The organism is Pseudomonas brenneri (assembly GCF_007858285.1).
Taxonomy (GTDB): Bacteria; Pseudomonadota; Gammaproteobacteria; order Pseudomonadales; family Pseudomonadaceae; genus Aquipseudomonas; species Aquipseudomonas brenneri.
In genome coordinates, this window is record NZ_VFIL01000001.1 from 413,377 (window position 1) to 429,295 (window position 15,919).

The 15,919-nt window shown below is 58.4% G+C and carries 12 protein-coding genes; 10 read left to right on the forward strand and 2 right to left on the reverse strand.

Annotation, left to right across the window (positions count from 1 at the left end; genetic code table 11):
- Window positions 1-127 precede the first annotated feature (127 nt).
- Window positions 128-628 carry a thiol peroxidase gene (gene tpx / locus FJD34_RS01825; RefSeq protein ID WP_032860386.1) on the reverse strand — a complete coding sequence of 167 codons (501 nt, stop codon included), beginning with the start codon at window positions 626-628 and terminating at the stop codon, window positions 128-130.
- A gap of 168 nt (window positions 629-796) precedes the next feature.
- Here tpx and FJD34_RS01830 point away from each other — a divergent pair, with 168 nt between their 5' ends.
- The 3 genes from FJD34_RS01830 to FJD34_RS01840 all read left to right on the forward strand — a co-directional run bounded on the left by FJD34_RS01830 (window position 797) and on the right by FJD34_RS01840 (window position 6,932).
- The gene (locus FJD34_RS01830; protein ID WP_065943000.1) at window positions 797-2,089 is read left to right on the forward strand and encodes a glycosyltransferase; all 1,293 of its coding nucleotides are present in this window, start codon (window positions 797-799) and stop codon (window positions 2,087-2,089) included.
- Window positions 2,090-2,161: 72 nt separating this feature from the next.
- Entirely contained in the window at window positions 2,162-3,067 is a 906-nt protein-coding gene (locus tag FJD34_RS01835; RefSeq protein ID WP_032860388.1) for an AraC family transcriptional regulator, read from the forward strand.
- Window positions 3,068-3,191: 124 nt separating this feature from the next.
- Complete coding sequence (locus FJD34_RS01840) at window positions 3,192-6,932, forward strand: hypothetical protein (protein WP_146552172.1); 3,741 nt, start codon at window positions 3,192-3,194, stop codon at window positions 6,930-6,932.
- A gap of 88 nt (window positions 6,933-7,020) precedes the next feature.
- On the opposite strand, the gene FJD34_RS28765 is transcribed toward FJD34_RS01840, so the two are convergent.
- Entirely contained in the window at window positions 7,021-7,302 is a 282-nt protein-coding gene (locus FJD34_RS28765; RefSeq protein WP_373290014.1) for a chitin binding peritrophin-A domain-containing protein, read from the reverse strand.
- Window positions 7,303-7,564: 262 nt separating this feature from the next.
- Here FJD34_RS28765 and FJD34_RS01850 point away from each other — a divergent pair, with 262 nt between their 5' ends.
- The 7 genes from FJD34_RS01850 to FJD34_RS01880 all read left to right on the forward strand — a co-directional run bounded on the left by FJD34_RS01850 (window position 7,565) and on the right by FJD34_RS01880 (window position 15,801).
- Window positions 7,565-8,875: an ABC transporter substrate-binding protein gene (locus FJD34_RS01850; protein WP_032860389.1), complete on the forward strand. Its 1,311-nt coding sequence runs from the start codon at window positions 7,565-7,567 to the stop codon at window positions 8,873-8,875.
- Window positions 8,876-8,963: 88 nt separating this feature from the next.
- Window positions 8,964-9,875, forward strand: a complete 912-nt coding sequence (locus FJD34_RS01855) for a carbohydrate ABC transporter permease (RefSeq protein ID WP_032860390.1) — start codon at window positions 8,964-8,966, stop codon at window positions 9,873-9,875.
- A gap of 10 nt (window positions 9,876-9,885) precedes the next feature.
- A complete protein-coding gene (locus FJD34_RS01860) occupies window positions 9,886-10,716 on the forward strand; it encodes a carbohydrate ABC transporter permease (protein ID WP_032860392.1) in 831 nt (276 codons plus the stop codon).
- A gap of 28 nt (window positions 10,717-10,744) precedes the next feature.
- On the forward strand, window positions 10,745-11,848 hold the full coding sequence (locus tag FJD34_RS01865; protein WP_065942998.1) for an ABC transporter ATP-binding protein: 1,104 nt from the start codon (window positions 10,745-10,747) through the stop codon (window positions 11,846-11,848).
- 17 nt (window positions 11,849-11,865) lie between these two features.
- On the forward strand, window positions 11,866-13,347 hold the full coding sequence (locus tag FJD34_RS01870) for a mannitol dehydrogenase family protein (protein WP_090291114.1): 1,482 nt from the start codon (window positions 11,866-11,868) through the stop codon (window positions 13,345-13,347).
- A gap of 18 nt (window positions 13,348-13,365) precedes the next feature.
- On the forward strand, window positions 13,366-14,847 hold the full coding sequence (gene xylB / locus FJD34_RS01875; RefSeq protein WP_032860395.1) for a xylulokinase: 1,482 nt from the start codon (window positions 13,366-13,368) through the stop codon (window positions 14,845-14,847).
- 12 nt (window positions 14,848-14,859) lie between these two features.
- Window positions 14,860-15,801 carry a carbohydrate kinase family protein gene (locus tag FJD34_RS01880; RefSeq protein WP_032860396.1) on the forward strand — a complete coding sequence of 314 codons (942 nt, stop codon included), beginning with the start codon at window positions 14,860-14,862 and terminating at the stop codon, window positions 15,799-15,801.
- Window positions 15,802-15,919: the final 118 nt, after the last annotated feature.

Here is a 15,919-nt window from a genome sequence, read left to right on the forward strand (position 1 = left end):
TTCGACTTAAAACATCAGCAATTTGGGCTAAACCGCTGAAGCACAAATAAAAACGGCCTGGACTAGGCCAGGCCGCAAGCATGCATCATACGGGTTACTGCAAAGCGACAGTAACGCGCAGGAACAATTACTTCAGTACGGCCAGGGCCGCTTCGTAGTTTGGTTCTTCAGCGATCTCGCCAACCAGTTCGCTGTGCAGCACTTTATCGTTTTCGTCCAGTACCACCACGGCGCGGGCGGTCAAGCCCTTGAGGGCGCCGTCGGCAATGGAGACACCGTAGTCAACGGCAAAATCGGCGCTGCGGAAGTCCGACAGGTTCTTCACGTTTTCCAGGCCTTCGGTACCGCAGAAGCGAGCCTGGGCGAATGGCAGGTCGGTGGAGATGCACAGTACAACGGTGTTGTTCAGGTCGTTGGCCTGGGCGTTGAACTTGCGTACCGAAGTCGCGCAGGTCGGGGTGTCAACGCTTGGGAAGATGTTCAGTACTTTGCGCTTGCCAGCGAAAGTCGCCAGGGTGACGTCCGACAGATCGCCTGCGGTCAGGGAAAAGTCGAGAGCCTGGGTACCAATTTTCGGCAACTCGCCTTCAACCTGGACCGGGTTGCCTTTGAGAGTGACTTGAGCCATGAACGGAATCCTTATGCTGGGTTAGATGAAACAAATTCGAGAGGCCGAAGTTAACCACAAAGTGCGATTGACACCTATGGGCCGCGAGAAAAACTCATGTCGGCATCAGGACCGAGGTGCTGTGGTTTAATTACCGCGCTTTTGCCCTGCCCTTGAAGGAATCCACCGTTGAAGAATCAGCCTGCCACCCACGTTCTGGTCATTGGTTATGTCTGGCCGGAGCCGCGCTCCTCGGCTGCGGGCGGGCATATGATGCAGATCCTGGAGAGTTTTCTTACGCAAGGTTGGGAAATTACCTTCAGCAGCCCGGCGGCCATTGGCGAACATAAGGCCGACCTCGCGGCACTCGGCATTCGCGAATGCACTATCGAGCTCAATAACAGCAGTTTCGATGAATTTATCCACGAACTGGCCCCGGATATCGTGCTGTTCGACCGATTCATGATGGAAGAGCAATTCGGCTGGCGAGTAGAAAAACACTGCCCCGATGCCTTGCGTGTGCTGGAAACCTCCGATTTGCAGAGCCTGCGCGATGCCCGCCACCAACGCCTGAAGGATTTCCTGAAACACTCGCCACAGGCAGATGACTTCAGCCCCTTGTTCGCTCCGGCCCTGGAAGAAGAATTCCAGTTGATGGCCGACACTGACCTGGCCAAGCGCGAGATTGCGGCGATCTACCGCTGTGATATCAGCCTGATGATTTCCGACGTCGAAATCCAACTGCTCACCGAACACTTCAAGGTGCCTGCCGCCCTGCTCCATTGGTGCCCGCTGATGGTCGACCCGCCTGCCGAAGCGTTTACACCCTACGACGACCGTGCGCATTTCCTGAGCATCGGCAACTTCCGTCACGCGCCCAACTGGGATGCCGTGCTGTGGATGAAAAACAGTGTCTGGCCGTTGATTCGCCAGCGCCTGCCCGGTGCTCAACTGCATGTCTATGGCGCTTACACACCACCCAAGGCCACGGCGCTGCACAATCCGGCGCAAGGCTTTCATGTGATGAACTGGGCCGAGGATGCCCTGCAGGTGATGTCGGCAGCGCGCATCTGCCTGGCGCCCCTGCGCTTTGGCGCAGGAATCAAGGGCAAGCTAGCGGATGGCATGCTCTGTGGCACGCCCAGTGTCACCACGCCCATCGGCGCCGAAGGCATGGGCGACGAGCAGCCCTGGCCTGGGGCAATCGCCCACAGCGCGACGGCCCTGGCCGCAGCCGCCGTCGCATTGTACGAAGACCCGCAAGCCTGGACCATGGCCCAGCAACGTGGCCGGGAGCTGCTTGCCCAGCGCTACACCACACATATCCATGGGCCTGCACTGGTCGAGCGTTTGCAACACTGTCGTGACGAATTGGCACAGCACCGGCGCAACAACTTTACCGGCAGCATGTTGCGCCACCATTTGCACAAAAGTACCCAATACATGGCGCAATGGATCGAGGCGAAAAACCGCGTGCTTTAAACACCCATGCTGGCGAGGTGGCACGCAACGGGGCATTATCGGCTGTGCAACCACAATAAAAGCGACGTCAGCATGACCCGAGCCGCGCGAATCACTGACCCTTCCTACGAGTTGATGGACGACCACAACGGCCTGTCCATCATCTATCGCCAGCACGGCTTCCCCTGCCCTCTGGTGCGCTGGCACTTTCACAAGGAGTACGAGCTGCACCTGATTGTTGCCAGTTCCGGCAAGGTGTTTATCGGCGACTATATCGGCAACTTCTACCCGCAAAGCCTGTTCCTCACCGGCCCCAACCTGCCCCACAACTGGATCAGCCAGGTGGAGGAAGACGAAGTGGTGCCAAAGCGCGACATGTTGGTGAATTTCACCGATGAATTGCTGGAGGGCGGCAGCCAGATCTTCACTGAACTCAAGAGCCTGGCACCGCTGCTGGAGCGAGCACAGTACGGCATCGAGTTTCGCTGTAAAAAAACCATCGCCCAGGCCATGACCCTGATGCAGCGTATCGAGGACGCCCAGGGCATGACGCGGCTGGGGCACTTTTTTATCTTGCTGGAGGCACTCAGTACCTGTGAGGACTACCAGTTGTTATCAGGTGTGACCACGGCGCAACTGGCCGATGAGCACAGCATCGACCGTACCAACCGTGCGGTGGACTATATTTTTGCCCACTACGCCCGCGACTTGTCCTTGGAGGAAGTCGCGCACTATCTGGGGATGAAGCCGACCTACTTCTCTCGGGTGTTCAAGCAAGCCACCGGGCGCACCTTCGTCGAGTTCGTCAATCGGCTGCGCATCAGCAAGTCCTGCGAGTTGCTGGCCGATGGCGATAAGGCCGTGACCGATGTGTGCTTTGAGTCAGGCTTCAACAACATTTCCAATTTCAACCGCCGGTTCCAGCAGCTCAAGGGCATGACGCCGTCCCACTACCGACGCCTGGCGGTGCAGCGCTTGACGGAGCAGAACCTGGCCTGAGCGTCCCCAGGGACGGCTAATTCACGACCACTCGTCGCCACTGTCAATGTTGACAGTTATGCCCGCCCCCGCCTTGGGTGTGTGATGTCCTTGTCCAGTTTTCCTGCACAAGGAACCCCCCTCGATGAAGAAGCTCACATCATCCCCCAGCACACCTTATTGCTACGAGCCTGTACTACCAGCCGTTGACGAACTCGAACCGCCCTTCGTCAGCGATGAAGTGCGCCCGTTTCCAGGCGCTACGCTCGGGCTGGGTATCCGACAAACCCGGCCCTGGATGACTGTGAATATTCCACGATGGATCTTGTTCGGGCTAGGCGATATATACAAGTTCTACATGGGCAGTGATCGCTTTGCCATTGCCTCGGATGAGGTCAGGTACGAGGATTTGGACAAGGCGAAAGTGCAGTTGGTAATCCCTCCCGAGTTGATACCAGAGGGGTTGACCTACCCGTGTTTTTGCGAAGTGATTCGGTCCGGCTCAGGCACCCCCAATACTTCCCCGCGTCAAACCTGGTTCGTCAAACGCACACGTCCAGGGGGTGTCAGTAAAGATCCTGGGCTGCCATATCACACTGAACTGGTGCTACATCTGCCGCCAGACCTGGTAGGAGGCGTGCTCGACCCCGAGCGTGCAAAGGAAGGGGTGGAGATGACGATCAGCCCTTACCCCAACATCACAGCAGGCGACACCGTCCAGGTGTATTGGAACGGCCGTCCGGTGCAACTGACAATTGACGACGAGCATGTCGCCGGTCTCAAGCCCATTGTCGTGCTGATCCCTGAGTCAATCATCACGCTGGGAGGCAGTGGCGAGGTCACTATTCGCTTTCGGCTCTATGACAAGGTGTTCAACTTTTCCGGGGAAATCCAGCAATGGTCACAAGCTGTCACGCTGGATACCGACCTGACGCATGGCCTGCTTGAGGCACCGCACTTCGTGGTGAACGGAAACTCCGTCAGGGAACTGAATCTCGACATCCATGGCGATACAGACTTCGAAGTAGAGGTCGTGATCCCCAGAAGGCTGCCAAATGGGAGCCTGACACCTGCCGGCGCCTTGATTGTGGTGACATTGACAGGAGCAGACGCACAGGATTTGCCCTTCTACAAGACGCTGCCGGCGTTCCCTGCGCGCATTGGCCTGTCGGCCTCGACCTGGGTGGATCGTAAAGACCTTGAGGCCGTGATCAACGGCCACATGCAGATCGAATACACCCTGACAACGTCCACGGGTGTGTTCCTCGCTGCCTCCCGACGCCTGAACATCACGGTGTTCGGTACGAAAAACTCAATGCCCCCGATGCACATCGAGCAAGACGAAGGCGGCAACATCGACCCTGAACACCCCTTTATCAAAGTCATTTTCCCGCGGTACACCCCCTACGACCGCAACTACAATGTGACGCTGCGCATGGAGGCCATACGGCCCGGGGGCGGCCTGGTGTTCTATGAAGAAACACTATTGGCAGGTGCCGAGCCGCCACCGGAGCGCTATCGCATTGTACACAAGGAAGATTTCGATCGTTTCGTCGGCCTGGGGCCGGTCAGAGTGCTCTACCTCGTCGACAACGGCATGATGCGGATCATGGTTCCCGGCATTCAGGCGATCCGCAAATCCGATGAATTGGTAGTGACCTTTGGCCCACGCTATGCCGAGCTGCCAGCGCCGCAGATGCAATATGTCGATGCGTTCAACAATCTGGATCCGGATCGCATAAAGGGAGGCCTGGTCCAGATAACACTGTCGTTCACACGTACGTTCCCTGGCGATATTTTCAAGTGGACATTGCTCGGAGCGAACAGCAACGGTAGCGACAGTGGCGAGATACTCCTCAATAGCGGGACGGCAGGCAAACCAGTGGTGTTCACGCTCGACCGGGCGTTGTTCGATGCCAATTTGAATAGGGAAATTCGCCTCAGCTATTCGCGGGTGCCAGTAACCGGTGGCAATCCGCAATACTCAGAGGTGTTGGTCGTCACCGTGGGGCAAGCCCTGGATCTGCTGCGACCAGAGGTGCTGCAAGCCCAGCGTTACCCCGACCAAGTGCCACCCGAGGCTGTACTGCGCGGCGCAACCATCGCTGTCACCTACCCACAAATGCTCCCCAGCCATCGTATCCGCGCTTGCTGGACCGGTATTCCCGAGATTGGTACCTATTGCGACACGAAGGATGGCAACACCTCCAGAACCGTGCACTTCGAGGTTCCGCCAGAGGTCATTGGTGCCAATCTCAATGAATATGGGCGCTATATCGATGTGCAGTACTTTGTAGTGCTGGGTACACATCAGACGCCGTCGCCGGTACTGAGCCTGTATGTGTTACCACCGGTACTCCCCCTGCCCTACCTCGAAGGCCATACCAGCAGCGTACTGGACGTCAGCACATTGATCGGTACTGAACGCGCCATGGTCGATCGCTGGAGCTTTATCAATCGCAATCAACGGATGTGGTTTGAACTGCATGGCACCTATGCCAATGACGCCCCATTCTTTTTTGCGCTCTACAACGGCGACCTGGTGACGTACAACGGTGAACAGATCGGTATCCGGCCACAGGCGCCGGTGAGCGAACTGCGCCAACTCAAGGATGGCTCGCAATTGCTCATGCGCTTTGGCGTGACATTTGACCAGACGGTCTATGACACCAATGCCCTGTGGTTCCCGGAGCGCAGGTATACAGTCCAGGCTATTCCAGCGGAGTTTCCGGTGCCCAGGCTGGTGCAGGCAACGGGTTCCGGCACTGCTGTGACGTTAACAGCGCTGAGTGCGCAATACGGTGCGACGGTAGAAGTGCCCTACAGCCCAATGTACACCAGCGACATCATCACCCTGGAAGTGAGAGGCACCGATGGACCAGGCTCGGCAGAACTGGGGCCAAAAACTGGCGAAATCGATGGAACGGTCAACTTCGATCTGTCAGCGGCACTGATTGCCGCCAATATTGGCAACCGTGACACCACCTTTACCGTGAAATATACGGTCCTGCGCACTGGCCAACTCCGTTCGTCAGTCGTGTTGACCGTTACGCTGAAGGCCATCCCATTGGCCGAATTGAGCAAAACCGTAATCCGTATCGATGAAGCGGCTAACGGTGTACTCAATGTGGACGAGTTGATCGGTGATGCAACAGCAAGGTTGGGGACCTGGCCGTTCATTGCCAGGGACCAGCCCGTATGGCTGCGTTTGCTCGGAAACAAACCCGACGGTACGGCACACAACTTAACTCTGCTGAACGGAGCCCAGGGTGATCGGGTGAGTGACGGGTGGTTGAACCAAGGGTATCAGTTGCTGACGGTACTCAATACTTACCTGAGAGACCTTGGAAACGGTACTCGACTGTCGATGCAGTTCAAAGTGGCCCTCAATCACAGTACCGATGAGTGGAAAGCACTTGAGTTTCCAGTGGTTACGTACTCCATATTGAGCCTGCTGATCTCAGACAAAACGCCCTTCACCGGTGGGTTCATGAATGGTTGGATCAGCCAGTACCCCAAAGAGAAAAGCATCCAGCGCGAGGCGGATGGCAACTATTACCTGCGGCACGGCCCTCTGACGGGGGATGGTGTCAGAATCTACAAAATATATACCCCGGTCGACTATGGGTATTATCGAGTCAGGTTTAAATACAGGATCAACAAGTTTGCCAGTATTGGTGGGCCAACCAGTATGTTCATTCACCTGGCTAATTTGACGCGCAACATTATCGTCCCCAACCTCAACACATGGAACTATGTCGATGAATACCTGGGTTATTGGAAAGGCGGGAATTTTCAAGCCTCAATAGCTGTTATGAACCCGACGACTGGTGGGATCTACGATATAGATGATGTCTGGATTCAACAGCGACACTTTCCGGGTTGAGTTGCAGCAAACAAGGGGATAGGTGCAATGCACTTATCCCCTGTTTTTTTGTGTTGATTCACCCTGCAGCCAGCGCTCTCCGAAAATGCTAGGGCCTTACACATGCCACCAGTTTTTCGTCAAACTCCAGCCCGGTTGGGCATGTATAAGGATACTGAGTCCACCGTTGGGTCGCTGAGTTAAACACACATCGGTAGAACCCCCCCACTCTGTCAGTGCTTTTGAAATACCCCGCCCTAGTACAAGGAGGTTCTCGTGATTCCGGAGGTGTTGTTGTACAAGCACCGATAGAAATCGCCATGAGTAAGCCCAGTGCGATTTTATAGAGGGTGTGACCTTTGGGGTTTACGCGGGAACAGTTCATAAACATCTCCTGATTAGGTTTTGCCAAACTATTAACCCTCTGCTGCTCCCTTGCGTCTACTGTCAGAAATAACAGGTTGCTGCTCTCGTGTGAGGTTTTGACTGCCCAGCAGGCTCAGTGCAAAAAAGTATTAGTTAAAGTGTTCACAAGGATTTGTCACCACGCCTGCAGCAGGCTGTAATCAACGCACACTCTTCCTGCTGCCATGGAAGACACAACAACAATAACTGTCCTTCTGCAGCCCCCGGGCGCAGAACTGGAGTGCGCGATGAATCTCACAGCAAAAGCACTGCTTGCCTGTACCTGCATGACCCTCAGCGCCGTCAGCCTTGGCGCACAAACCCTGACCATTGCCACCGTCAATAACAGCGACATGATTCGCATGCAAAAGCTCTCGAAAACCTTCGAGGCCGAGCACCCGGACATCAAGTTGAACTGGGTAGTGCTGGAAGAAAATGTCCTGCGTCAACGCCTGACCACGGATATCGCGACCCAGGGCGGGCAGTTCGATGTATTGACCATTGGCATGTACGAAGCTGCACTGTGGGGTGCCAAGGGCTGGCTGGAGCCGATGAAGGATCTGCCGGCTTCCTACGACCTTGACGATGTTTTCCCTTCGGTACGCGACGGCCTTTCCGTCAAGGGCTCGCTGTACGCCCTGCCGTTCTATGCCGAAAGCTCCATCACCTACTATCGCACCGACCTGTTCAAGGCTGCCGGACTGACCATGCCTGAACATCCGACCTGGGTGCAGATTGGCGAGTTTGCGCAAAAGCTCACCGACAAGAACAAGGAGCAATACGGGTTGTGCCTGCGCGGCAAGGCCGGTTGGGGCGAGAACATGGCGCTGATCGGCACCCTGGCCAATGGCTATGGCGCCCGCTGGTTCGATGAGAAGTGGCAACCCGAATTCAACGGCCCCGAGTGGAAAGACGCGCTGAACTTCTACGTGGACAACATGAAGAAGTCCGGCCCGCCGGGCGCGTCCAGCAACGGCTTCAATGAAAACCTGGCGCTGTTCAACAGTGGCAAGTGCGCGATCTGGGTCGATGCCAGCGTCGCCGGTTCGTTCGTTACCGACAAAACCCAGAGCAAGGTCGCCGATCACGTCGGCTTCACCTTTGCCCCGCAACAGGTCACCGACAAGGGCACCTCATGGCTGTACTCCTGGTCGCTGGCGATCCCCACCAGCTCCAAGGCTAAGGAGGCTGCCAAGGTCTTCAGTGCCTGGGCGACATCCAAGGAGTACGGTGCGCTGGTGGCCAAGACCGATGGCATTGCCAATGTCCCGCCAGGCACCCGCGCCTCGACCTATAGCGAGGCGTACATGCAGGCCGCGCCATTTGCCAAGGTGACGTTGGAGTCACTGAAAGTTGCGGACCCAACCAAACCGACCCTCAAGCCGGTGCCTTATATCGGCATCCAGTTGGTGACCATTCCTGAATTCCAGGCCATTGGCACCCAGGTGGGCAAATTCTTCTCCGGCGCCCTGACCGGCCAGCAGACAGTCGACCAGGCCCTGGCTGCCGCACAAACCACCACCGAGCGGGAAATGAAGCGGGCCGGCTACCCCAAATAACCCAGGTTCACCCCTGTCAATGTGGGAGCAAGTCCACTCCCACACTGACCGCGCTCCGACTCTCGTTCTGCAAACTGGTTCTGATCCTATGAATGTGCAAACCGCTGCTGCGGATAAACCGCGCAAAAACCGCCTGCTCAACCCAGGCTGGTTCCTCGTCAGCCCCTCGGTAGGCCTATTGCTACTGTGGATGATCGTGCCCCTGGGCATGACCCTGTACTTTTCACTGATCCGCTACAACCTGCTCTACCCTGGCGAAAACCAATTTGTGGGCCTGGAGAACTTCACTTACTTCATCACCGATTCGGGCTTCCTGCCTGGTGCCACCAATACCTTGTTGCTGGTGGGCAGCGTGCTGCTGATCAGCGTGGTGCTGGGGGTGTTGATCAGTGCCTTGTTGGAGGCCAGCGAGTTTTTCGGCCGTGGGCTGGTGCGGGTGCTGCTGATCTCGCCGTTCTTCATCATGCCCACCGTCGGTGCGCTGATCTGGAAGAACCTGATTTTCCACCCGGTGTCCGGTGTGCTGGCCGCCCTGTGGAAGCTGTTTGGCGCGCAGCCGGTGGACTGGCTGGCGCACTACCCGCTGCTGTCGATCATCATCATTGTGTCCTGGCAATGGCTGCCCTTCGCGATCCTGATCCTGATGACCGCCATGCAGTCCCTGGACCAAGAGCAGAAAGAAGCGGCGCGCCTGGACGGTGCCGGCCCGATTGCGATCTTCTGGCACTTGACCCTGCCGCACCTGGCACGGCCCATTGCCGTCGTGGTGATGATCGAGACCATCTTCCTGCTCTCGGTGTTCGCCGAAATCTTTACCACCACCAACGGCGGCCCCGGCTACGCCTCGACCAACCTTGCCTACCTGATCTACAACCAGGCGCTGGTGCAGTTCGATGTGGGCATGGCTTCGGCAGGCGGCTTGATTGCCGTGGTCATTGCCAATATCGCGGCGATCATCCTGGTGCGGATGCTCGGCAAAAACCTGACTGACAAGCCTTGAGGGCCGCGCCATGACACTTCAACAATCCCGCCGCCTGCAAAGCTTGTTGCTCGGCACTCTGGCCTGGGCCATCGCGATCGTGATTTTCTTCCCGATCTTCTGGATGGTGCTCACCAGTTTCAAGACCGAAATCGATGCGTTTGCCACGCCGCCGCAGTTCATTTTCACGCCAACCCTTGAGAACTATCTGCACATCAACGAGCGCAGCAACTATTTCAGCTATGCCTGGAACTCGGTGCTGATTTCCTTCAGCGCGACCGCCTTGTGCCTGCTGATTGCGGTGCCTGCGGCCTACTCCATGGCGTTCTACGAAACCCAGCGCACCAAGGGCACGCTGCTGTGGATGCTGTCGACCAAAATGCTGCCACCGGTGGGGGTGCTGATGCCGATCTACCTGCTGGCCAAGAGCATGGGCCTGCTGGACACGCGCCTTGCGCTGATCATCATCTACACCCTGATCAACCTGCCGATTGTGGTGTGGATGGTTTACACCTACTTCAAGGACATTCCCAAGGACATCCTCGAAGCCGCACGCCTGGATGGCGCCACGCTGTGGCAGGAAATGGTCCGGGTATTGCTGCCCATCGCCAAGGGTGGCCTGGCCTCCACCGTGCTGCTGTCACTGATCCTGTGCTGGAACGAGGCGTTCTGGTCACTGAACCTGACCTCGTCCAACGCCGCGCCATTGACCGCGCTGATTGCCTCCTACTCCAGCCCCGAAGGCTTGTTCTGGGCCAAATTGTCCGCCGTCTCGACCCTGGCCTGCGCGCCGATCCTGATCTTCGGCTGGATCAGCCAGAAGCAACTGGTGCGCGGCCTGTCCTTTGGCGCTGTGAAATAACGACCCCTATAAAAAATGGAGGCCCATCATGGCCAACCTGAAAATCAAGAATTTGCAAAAAGGCTTCGAAGGTTTTTCCATCATCAAGGGCATCGACCTGGAAGTGAACGACAAGGAGTTCGTGGTCTTCGTCGGGCCGTCCGGGTGTGGCAAGTCCACCCTGCTACGCCTGATTGCCGGCCTTGAGGAAGTCACTGAGGGCACCATCGAACTGGATGGCCGTGACATCACCGAAGTGACCCCGGCCAAGCGCGACCTGGCCATGGTGTTCCAGACCTACGCCCTGTACCCGCATATGAGCGTGCGCAAAAACATGTCGTTTGCCCTGGACCTGGCCGGCGTCGACAAACAGATTGTCGACAGCAAAGTCAGTGAAGCCGCCCGCATCCTTGAGCTGGGCCCGCTGCTGGAACGCAAGCCCAAGCAGTTGTCTGGCGGCCAGCGCCAACGCGTGGCCATTGGCCGGGCGATTGTGCGCAACCCGAAAATCTTCCTGTTCGATGAACCGCTGTCCAACCTCGACGCGGCGCTGCGCGTGCAAATGCGCCTGGAACTGGCGCGCCTGCATAAAGAACTGCAAGCGACGATGATTTACGTAACCCACGACCAAGTCGAAGCCATGACCCTGGCCGACAAAGTAGTAGTGCTCAACAGCGGCCGCATCGAACAGGTCGGCTCCCCCCTGGAGTTGTACCACCAGCCGGCCAACCTGTTTGTCGCGGGCTTCCTGGGCACACCGAAAATGGGCTTTCTCAAAGGTCAGGTCACACGTGTCGATGGCCAGGGCTGCGACGTACAGCTTGATGCCGGCACCCTGATCAGCCTGCCGTTGAGCGGCGCCAGCTTGAGCGTGGGCAGTGCGGTAACCCTGGGCATCCGCCCCGAGCACCTGGAGCTCGCCGCGCCGGGCGATACCACCCTGACCGTCACCGCCGATGTGGGCGAGCGCCTGGGCAGCGACACGTTCTGCCATGTGCTCACCAGCAGCGGCGAGCCGCTGACCCTGCGCATTCGTGGCGACATGGCCAGCCAATATGGCGAGACGCTGCAACTGCACCTGGACCCGGCGCACTGCCATCTGTTCGACACCGCTGGTGTTGCCGTGGCTCGTCCACTGCGCGCTGCCGCCTGATCTCGCGAGAACTTTTGATGAAACTGAACAAGCAAAACCTCACGCAGCTCGCGCCGCAAGTCCGCCTGCCGGCCTACGCCATTGCTGATACACGCCAGGGCATCGCCCACATCGGCGTTGGTGGTTTTCATCGCGCACACCAGGCGTATTACACCGATGCCTTGATGAATACCGGCGAGGGCCTGGACTGGAGCATCTGCGGCATTGGCCTGCGCGCTGAGGACCGCAAGGCGCGGGATGACCTGGCTGGCCAGGACTATCTGTTTACCCTGTTTGAGCTGGGCGACACCGACGATACCGAAGTACGCGTGATCGGCGCCATCAGCGATATGCTGCTGGCCCAGGACGGTGCCCAGGCCCTGATCGACAAACTGGCCAGCCCAGAGATTCGTATCGTATCGCTGACCATCACCGAGGGCGGCTACTGCATCGACGACAGCAATGGCGAGTTCATGGCCCACCTGCCGCAAATCCAGCATGACCTGGCCCACCCCGACGCGCCCCAAACCGTGTTCGGTTTTATCTGCGCGGCCCTGACCCAACGCCGGGCTGCAGGTATTCCAGCCTTTACCGTGATGTCCTGCGATAACCTGCCCCATAACGGCGCCGTGACTCGCAAGGCACTGCTGGCCTTCGCGGCGCTGCACAATGCCGACCTGCATGACTGGATCAAGGAAAATGTGAGTTTCCCCAACGCCATGGTCGACCGCATTACGCCGATGACCAGCACTGCGCATCGTCTGCAACTGCATGATGAACACGGCATCGACGATGCCTGGCCGGTGGTGTGCGAGCCCTTTGTGCAATGGGTGCTGGAAGACAAGTTCGTCAACGGCCGCCCGGCGTGGGAACAGGTGGGGGTGCAGTTCACCGACGACGTCACGCCTTATGAAGAAATGAAGATTGGCCTGCTCAACGGCAGCCACCTGGCCCTGACCTACCTGGGCTTTCTCAAGGGCTATCGGTTTGTCCACGAGACCATGAACGACCCGCTGTTTGTCGCGTATATACGTGCTTATATGGACCTGGACGTGACGCCCAACCTCGCGCCCGTGCCGGGTATCGACCTGGGCGACTACAAACAGACCCTGGTAGACCGCTTCTCCAACCAGGCGATTGCCGATCAGTTGGAGCGCGTATGTTCCGATGGCTCATCGAAGTTTCCCAAGTTCACCGTACCGACCATCAACCGCTTGATCGCCGATGGCCGCGAAACTGAACGGGCAGCACTGGTGGTGGCGGCCTGGGCCTTGTATTTGCAAGGTGTGGATGAGAACGGCGTACGCTACCGGATCCCCGACCCTCGCGCGGACTTCTGCCGGGCGCTGGTGGCGGACGATGCGTTGATCAGCCAGCGGTTGCTGAGTGTTGAAGAGATTTTTGGTACGGCGATTCCCAATTCACCCGCGTTTGTGGCAGCGTTTGAACGGTGTTTTGCCAGTTTGCGTGACAAGGGTGTCGCAGAGACCCTGAAGCAGCTGCTCGCCAACCTTCACTGACACAACTTGGGCAAAATAATGATCCGACAATCTCTGTTCCTCGGCATCGACTGCGGTACCCAAGGCACCAAGGCCATTGTCCTCGACGCTGCCAGCGGCAAGGTCCTGGGCCTGGGGGCCGCTGCGCACACCCTGATCAGCGGTGCCAATGGCCGTCGCGAGCAGCACCCCCAGGAATGGCTCGATGCCTTTACCGAAGCCACCCACCGCGCCTTGCAACAGGCCGGTGTAGACGGCCAGGATATCCTCGGGATAGGCGTTTCCGGCCAGCAACATGGCCTCGTGCTGCTGGACGACAATGGTCAGGTACTGCGTCCGGCCAAACTGTGGTGCGACACCGAAACCAGCGCCGAAAACCAGCGATTGCTGCAGTACCTGGGCGGTGAAAGCGGTTCCCTGGAGCGTCTCGGTGTAGCGATTGCACCGGGTTACACCGTGTCCAAGCTGTTGTGGACCCTGGAGCAGCACCCGGATGTTTTCGCGCGTATTGCGCACATCCTGCTGCCCCACGACTACCTCAACTATTGGCTCACCGGCCGGGCCTGTGCCGAGTATGGCGATGCCTCGGGCACCGGTTATTTCAACGTGCGCACCCGGCAATGGGACTTGCCCTTGCTGCGGCATATCGATGCCAGCGGGCGCCTGGAGGCCGCGTTACCACCGCTGATCGAAGCCAATCAGGCGCTGGGCAGCATTCTGCCGGCCGTTGCCGAGCGCCTCGGTATCAACCCCAATGCCATCGTGTCCAGTGGCGGCGGCGACAATATGATGGGAGCCATTGGCACCGGCAATATCGCGCCGGGGGTAATTACCATGAGCCTGGGCTCATCGGGCACTGTCTATGCCTTCGCCGAGCAGCCGAATGTCAGCGTCCAGGCCTCGGTAGCGACGTTCTGTTCATCCAGTGGCGGTTGGCTGCCACTGATCTGCACCATGAACCTGACCAACGCCACCGGCGTTATCCGCGAGCTGTTCGAATTGGACTTGGTGGCGTTCAACGCCCTGGTGGCCCAGGCTCCGATCGGCGCCGAGGGCGTCAGCATGCTGCCGTTCCTCAATGGCGAGCGCGTGCCTGCCCTGCCCCACGCCACCGGCAGCCTGCACGGCCTGACCATGACCAACCTGACCCGTGGCAACCTGTGCCGTGCGGTGGTCGAGGGCACCACTTTTGGCTTGCGCCAAGGCCTGGACCTGTTGCGCGAGACCGGCCTGCACAGCCAGAGTATCCGCCTGATCGGCGGTGGTTCAAAAAGCCCGGTGTGGCGGCAAATGGTCGCCGATATCATGGACACCGAAGTGGTCTGTACCGAACAAAGCGAAGCAGCGGCCCTGGGCGCGGCGATACAGGCGGCGTGGTGCCAGTCCGGCGAAAGCCTTGAGGCCTTGTGCGCACGTTGCGTCAGCGTCGACCCGGCAAGCCGCACCCAACCCGTCGCCGCCAGCGTCGCGGCTTATCAGCAGGCCTATGAGCGCTATCAACAGCACGTGGCAACCCTTTAAGAGTGAATAACTATGTATCTGGTGTGTGGCGAAGCGCTGTTTGATTTTTTCAGCGAAGAGGATGCCAGCGGACAGGCCTCCAAAGTCAATTTCAAGGCCATTGCCGGCGGCTCGCCGTTTAACGTCGCCGTCGGCTTGCGTCGCCTGGGGATCGACGCGGGCCTGTTCGCCGGTTTGTCCAGCGACTACCTGGGCCAGCGCCTGCGCCAGGTCCTCAGGGCCGAAGGTGTGCGCGACGATTACCTGGTCGAGTTTGCCGCACCGACCACCCTGGCGATGGTTGCCCTGGGGGCCAATGGATCACCGCAATACAGCTTCCGTGGCGAAGGCTGTGCGGATCGGCAATTGCAGATCGAGCATCTACCTGTTCTCGATGCGCAGGTACGAGGCCTGCATTTCGGCTCGTTTTCCCTGGTGGTGCAGCCGGTGGCCGACAGCCTGCTGACCCTCGTCCAGCGGGAAAGCGGCAAACGCCTGATCAGCCTCGATCCGAATGTACGCCTCAATCCCGAACCCAACATCGAGTTGTGGCGCCAGCGGGTTGCAGAGTTGGTGCAACATGCCGACCTGATCAAGGTCAGCGACGAAGACCTGCACCTGCTCTACCCCGGCCAGGCGCCGGAAAGCGTGCTGCAAGGCTGGTTACAGCACCGTTGCCAGTTGATTTTCCTTACCCGTGGCGGCGATGGTGCCAGCGTGTTCAGTCGCCAACATGGCAGTTGGTCGGCTCCCGCCGTCAAGGTGGTGATGGCCGACACAGTGGGCGCCGGCGATACCTTCCAGGCGGCCTTGATTGCCTGGTTGACCGAGCAGCAACTGGATTCGATCGAGGGTTTGCGCAGCCTTGCCAGGGATCAAATCGATGCAATGCTCAAGTTCGCCATTCGTGCGGCGGCGTTGACGTGTGGCAAGACCGGCCCGGACCTGCCCTATCGCCAGCAATTAAACGGATAACCCCCAGGCAGTTTCACTATGCCATCACTGCAGGCCACGGATTGCGTGGCTTTTAGCTGCTTCTAAATATTGCCAGTCGCCGCAAACTGTACTAGACCCTTACAACGTAGAATTTTCC

What these genes read in the sequence shown, in the direction of transcription:
- FJD34_RS01850 (WP_032860389.1), top strand. Translation starts at nt 7,565, where the DNA reads ATGAATCTCACAGCAAAAGCACTGCTTGCCTGTACCTGCATGACCCTC.
- FJD34_RS01870 (WP_090291114.1), top strand. Translation starts at nt 11,866, where the DNA reads ATGAAACTGAACAAGCAAAACCTCACGCAGCTCGCGCCGCAAGTCCGC.
- xylB (WP_032860395.1), top strand. Translation starts at nt 13,366, where the DNA reads ATGATCCGACAATCTCTGTTCCTCGGCATCGACTGCGGTACCCAAGGC.
- FJD34_RS01835 (WP_032860388.1), top strand. Translation starts at nt 2,162, where the DNA reads ATGACCCGAGCCGCGCGAATCACTGACCCTTCCTACGAGTTGATGGAC.
- FJD34_RS28765 (WP_373290014.1), bottom strand. Translation starts at nt 7,302, where the DNA reads ATGTTTATGAACTGTTCCCGCGTAAACCCCAAAGGTCACACCCTCTAT.
- FJD34_RS01840 (WP_146552172.1), top strand. Translation starts at nt 3,192, where the DNA reads ATGAAGAAGCTCACATCATCCCCCAGCACACCTTATTGCTACGAGCCT.
- FJD34_RS01860 (WP_032860392.1), top strand. Translation starts at nt 9,886, where the DNA reads ATGACACTTCAACAATCCCGCCGCCTGCAAAGCTTGTTGCTCGGCACT.
- tpx (WP_032860386.1), bottom strand. Translation starts at nt 628, where the DNA reads ATGGCTCAAGTCACTCTCAAAGGCAACCCGGTCCAGGTTGAAGGCGAG.
- FJD34_RS01865 (WP_065942998.1), top strand. Translation starts at nt 10,745, where the DNA reads ATGGCCAACCTGAAAATCAAGAATTTGCAAAAAGGCTTCGAAGGTTTT.
- FJD34_RS01855 (WP_032860390.1), top strand. Translation starts at nt 8,964, where the DNA reads ATGAATGTGCAAACCGCTGCTGCGGATAAACCGCGCAAAAACCGCCTG.
- FJD34_RS01880 (WP_032860396.1), top strand. Translation starts at nt 14,860, where the DNA reads ATGTATCTGGTGTGTGGCGAAGCGCTGTTTGATTTTTTCAGCGAAGAG.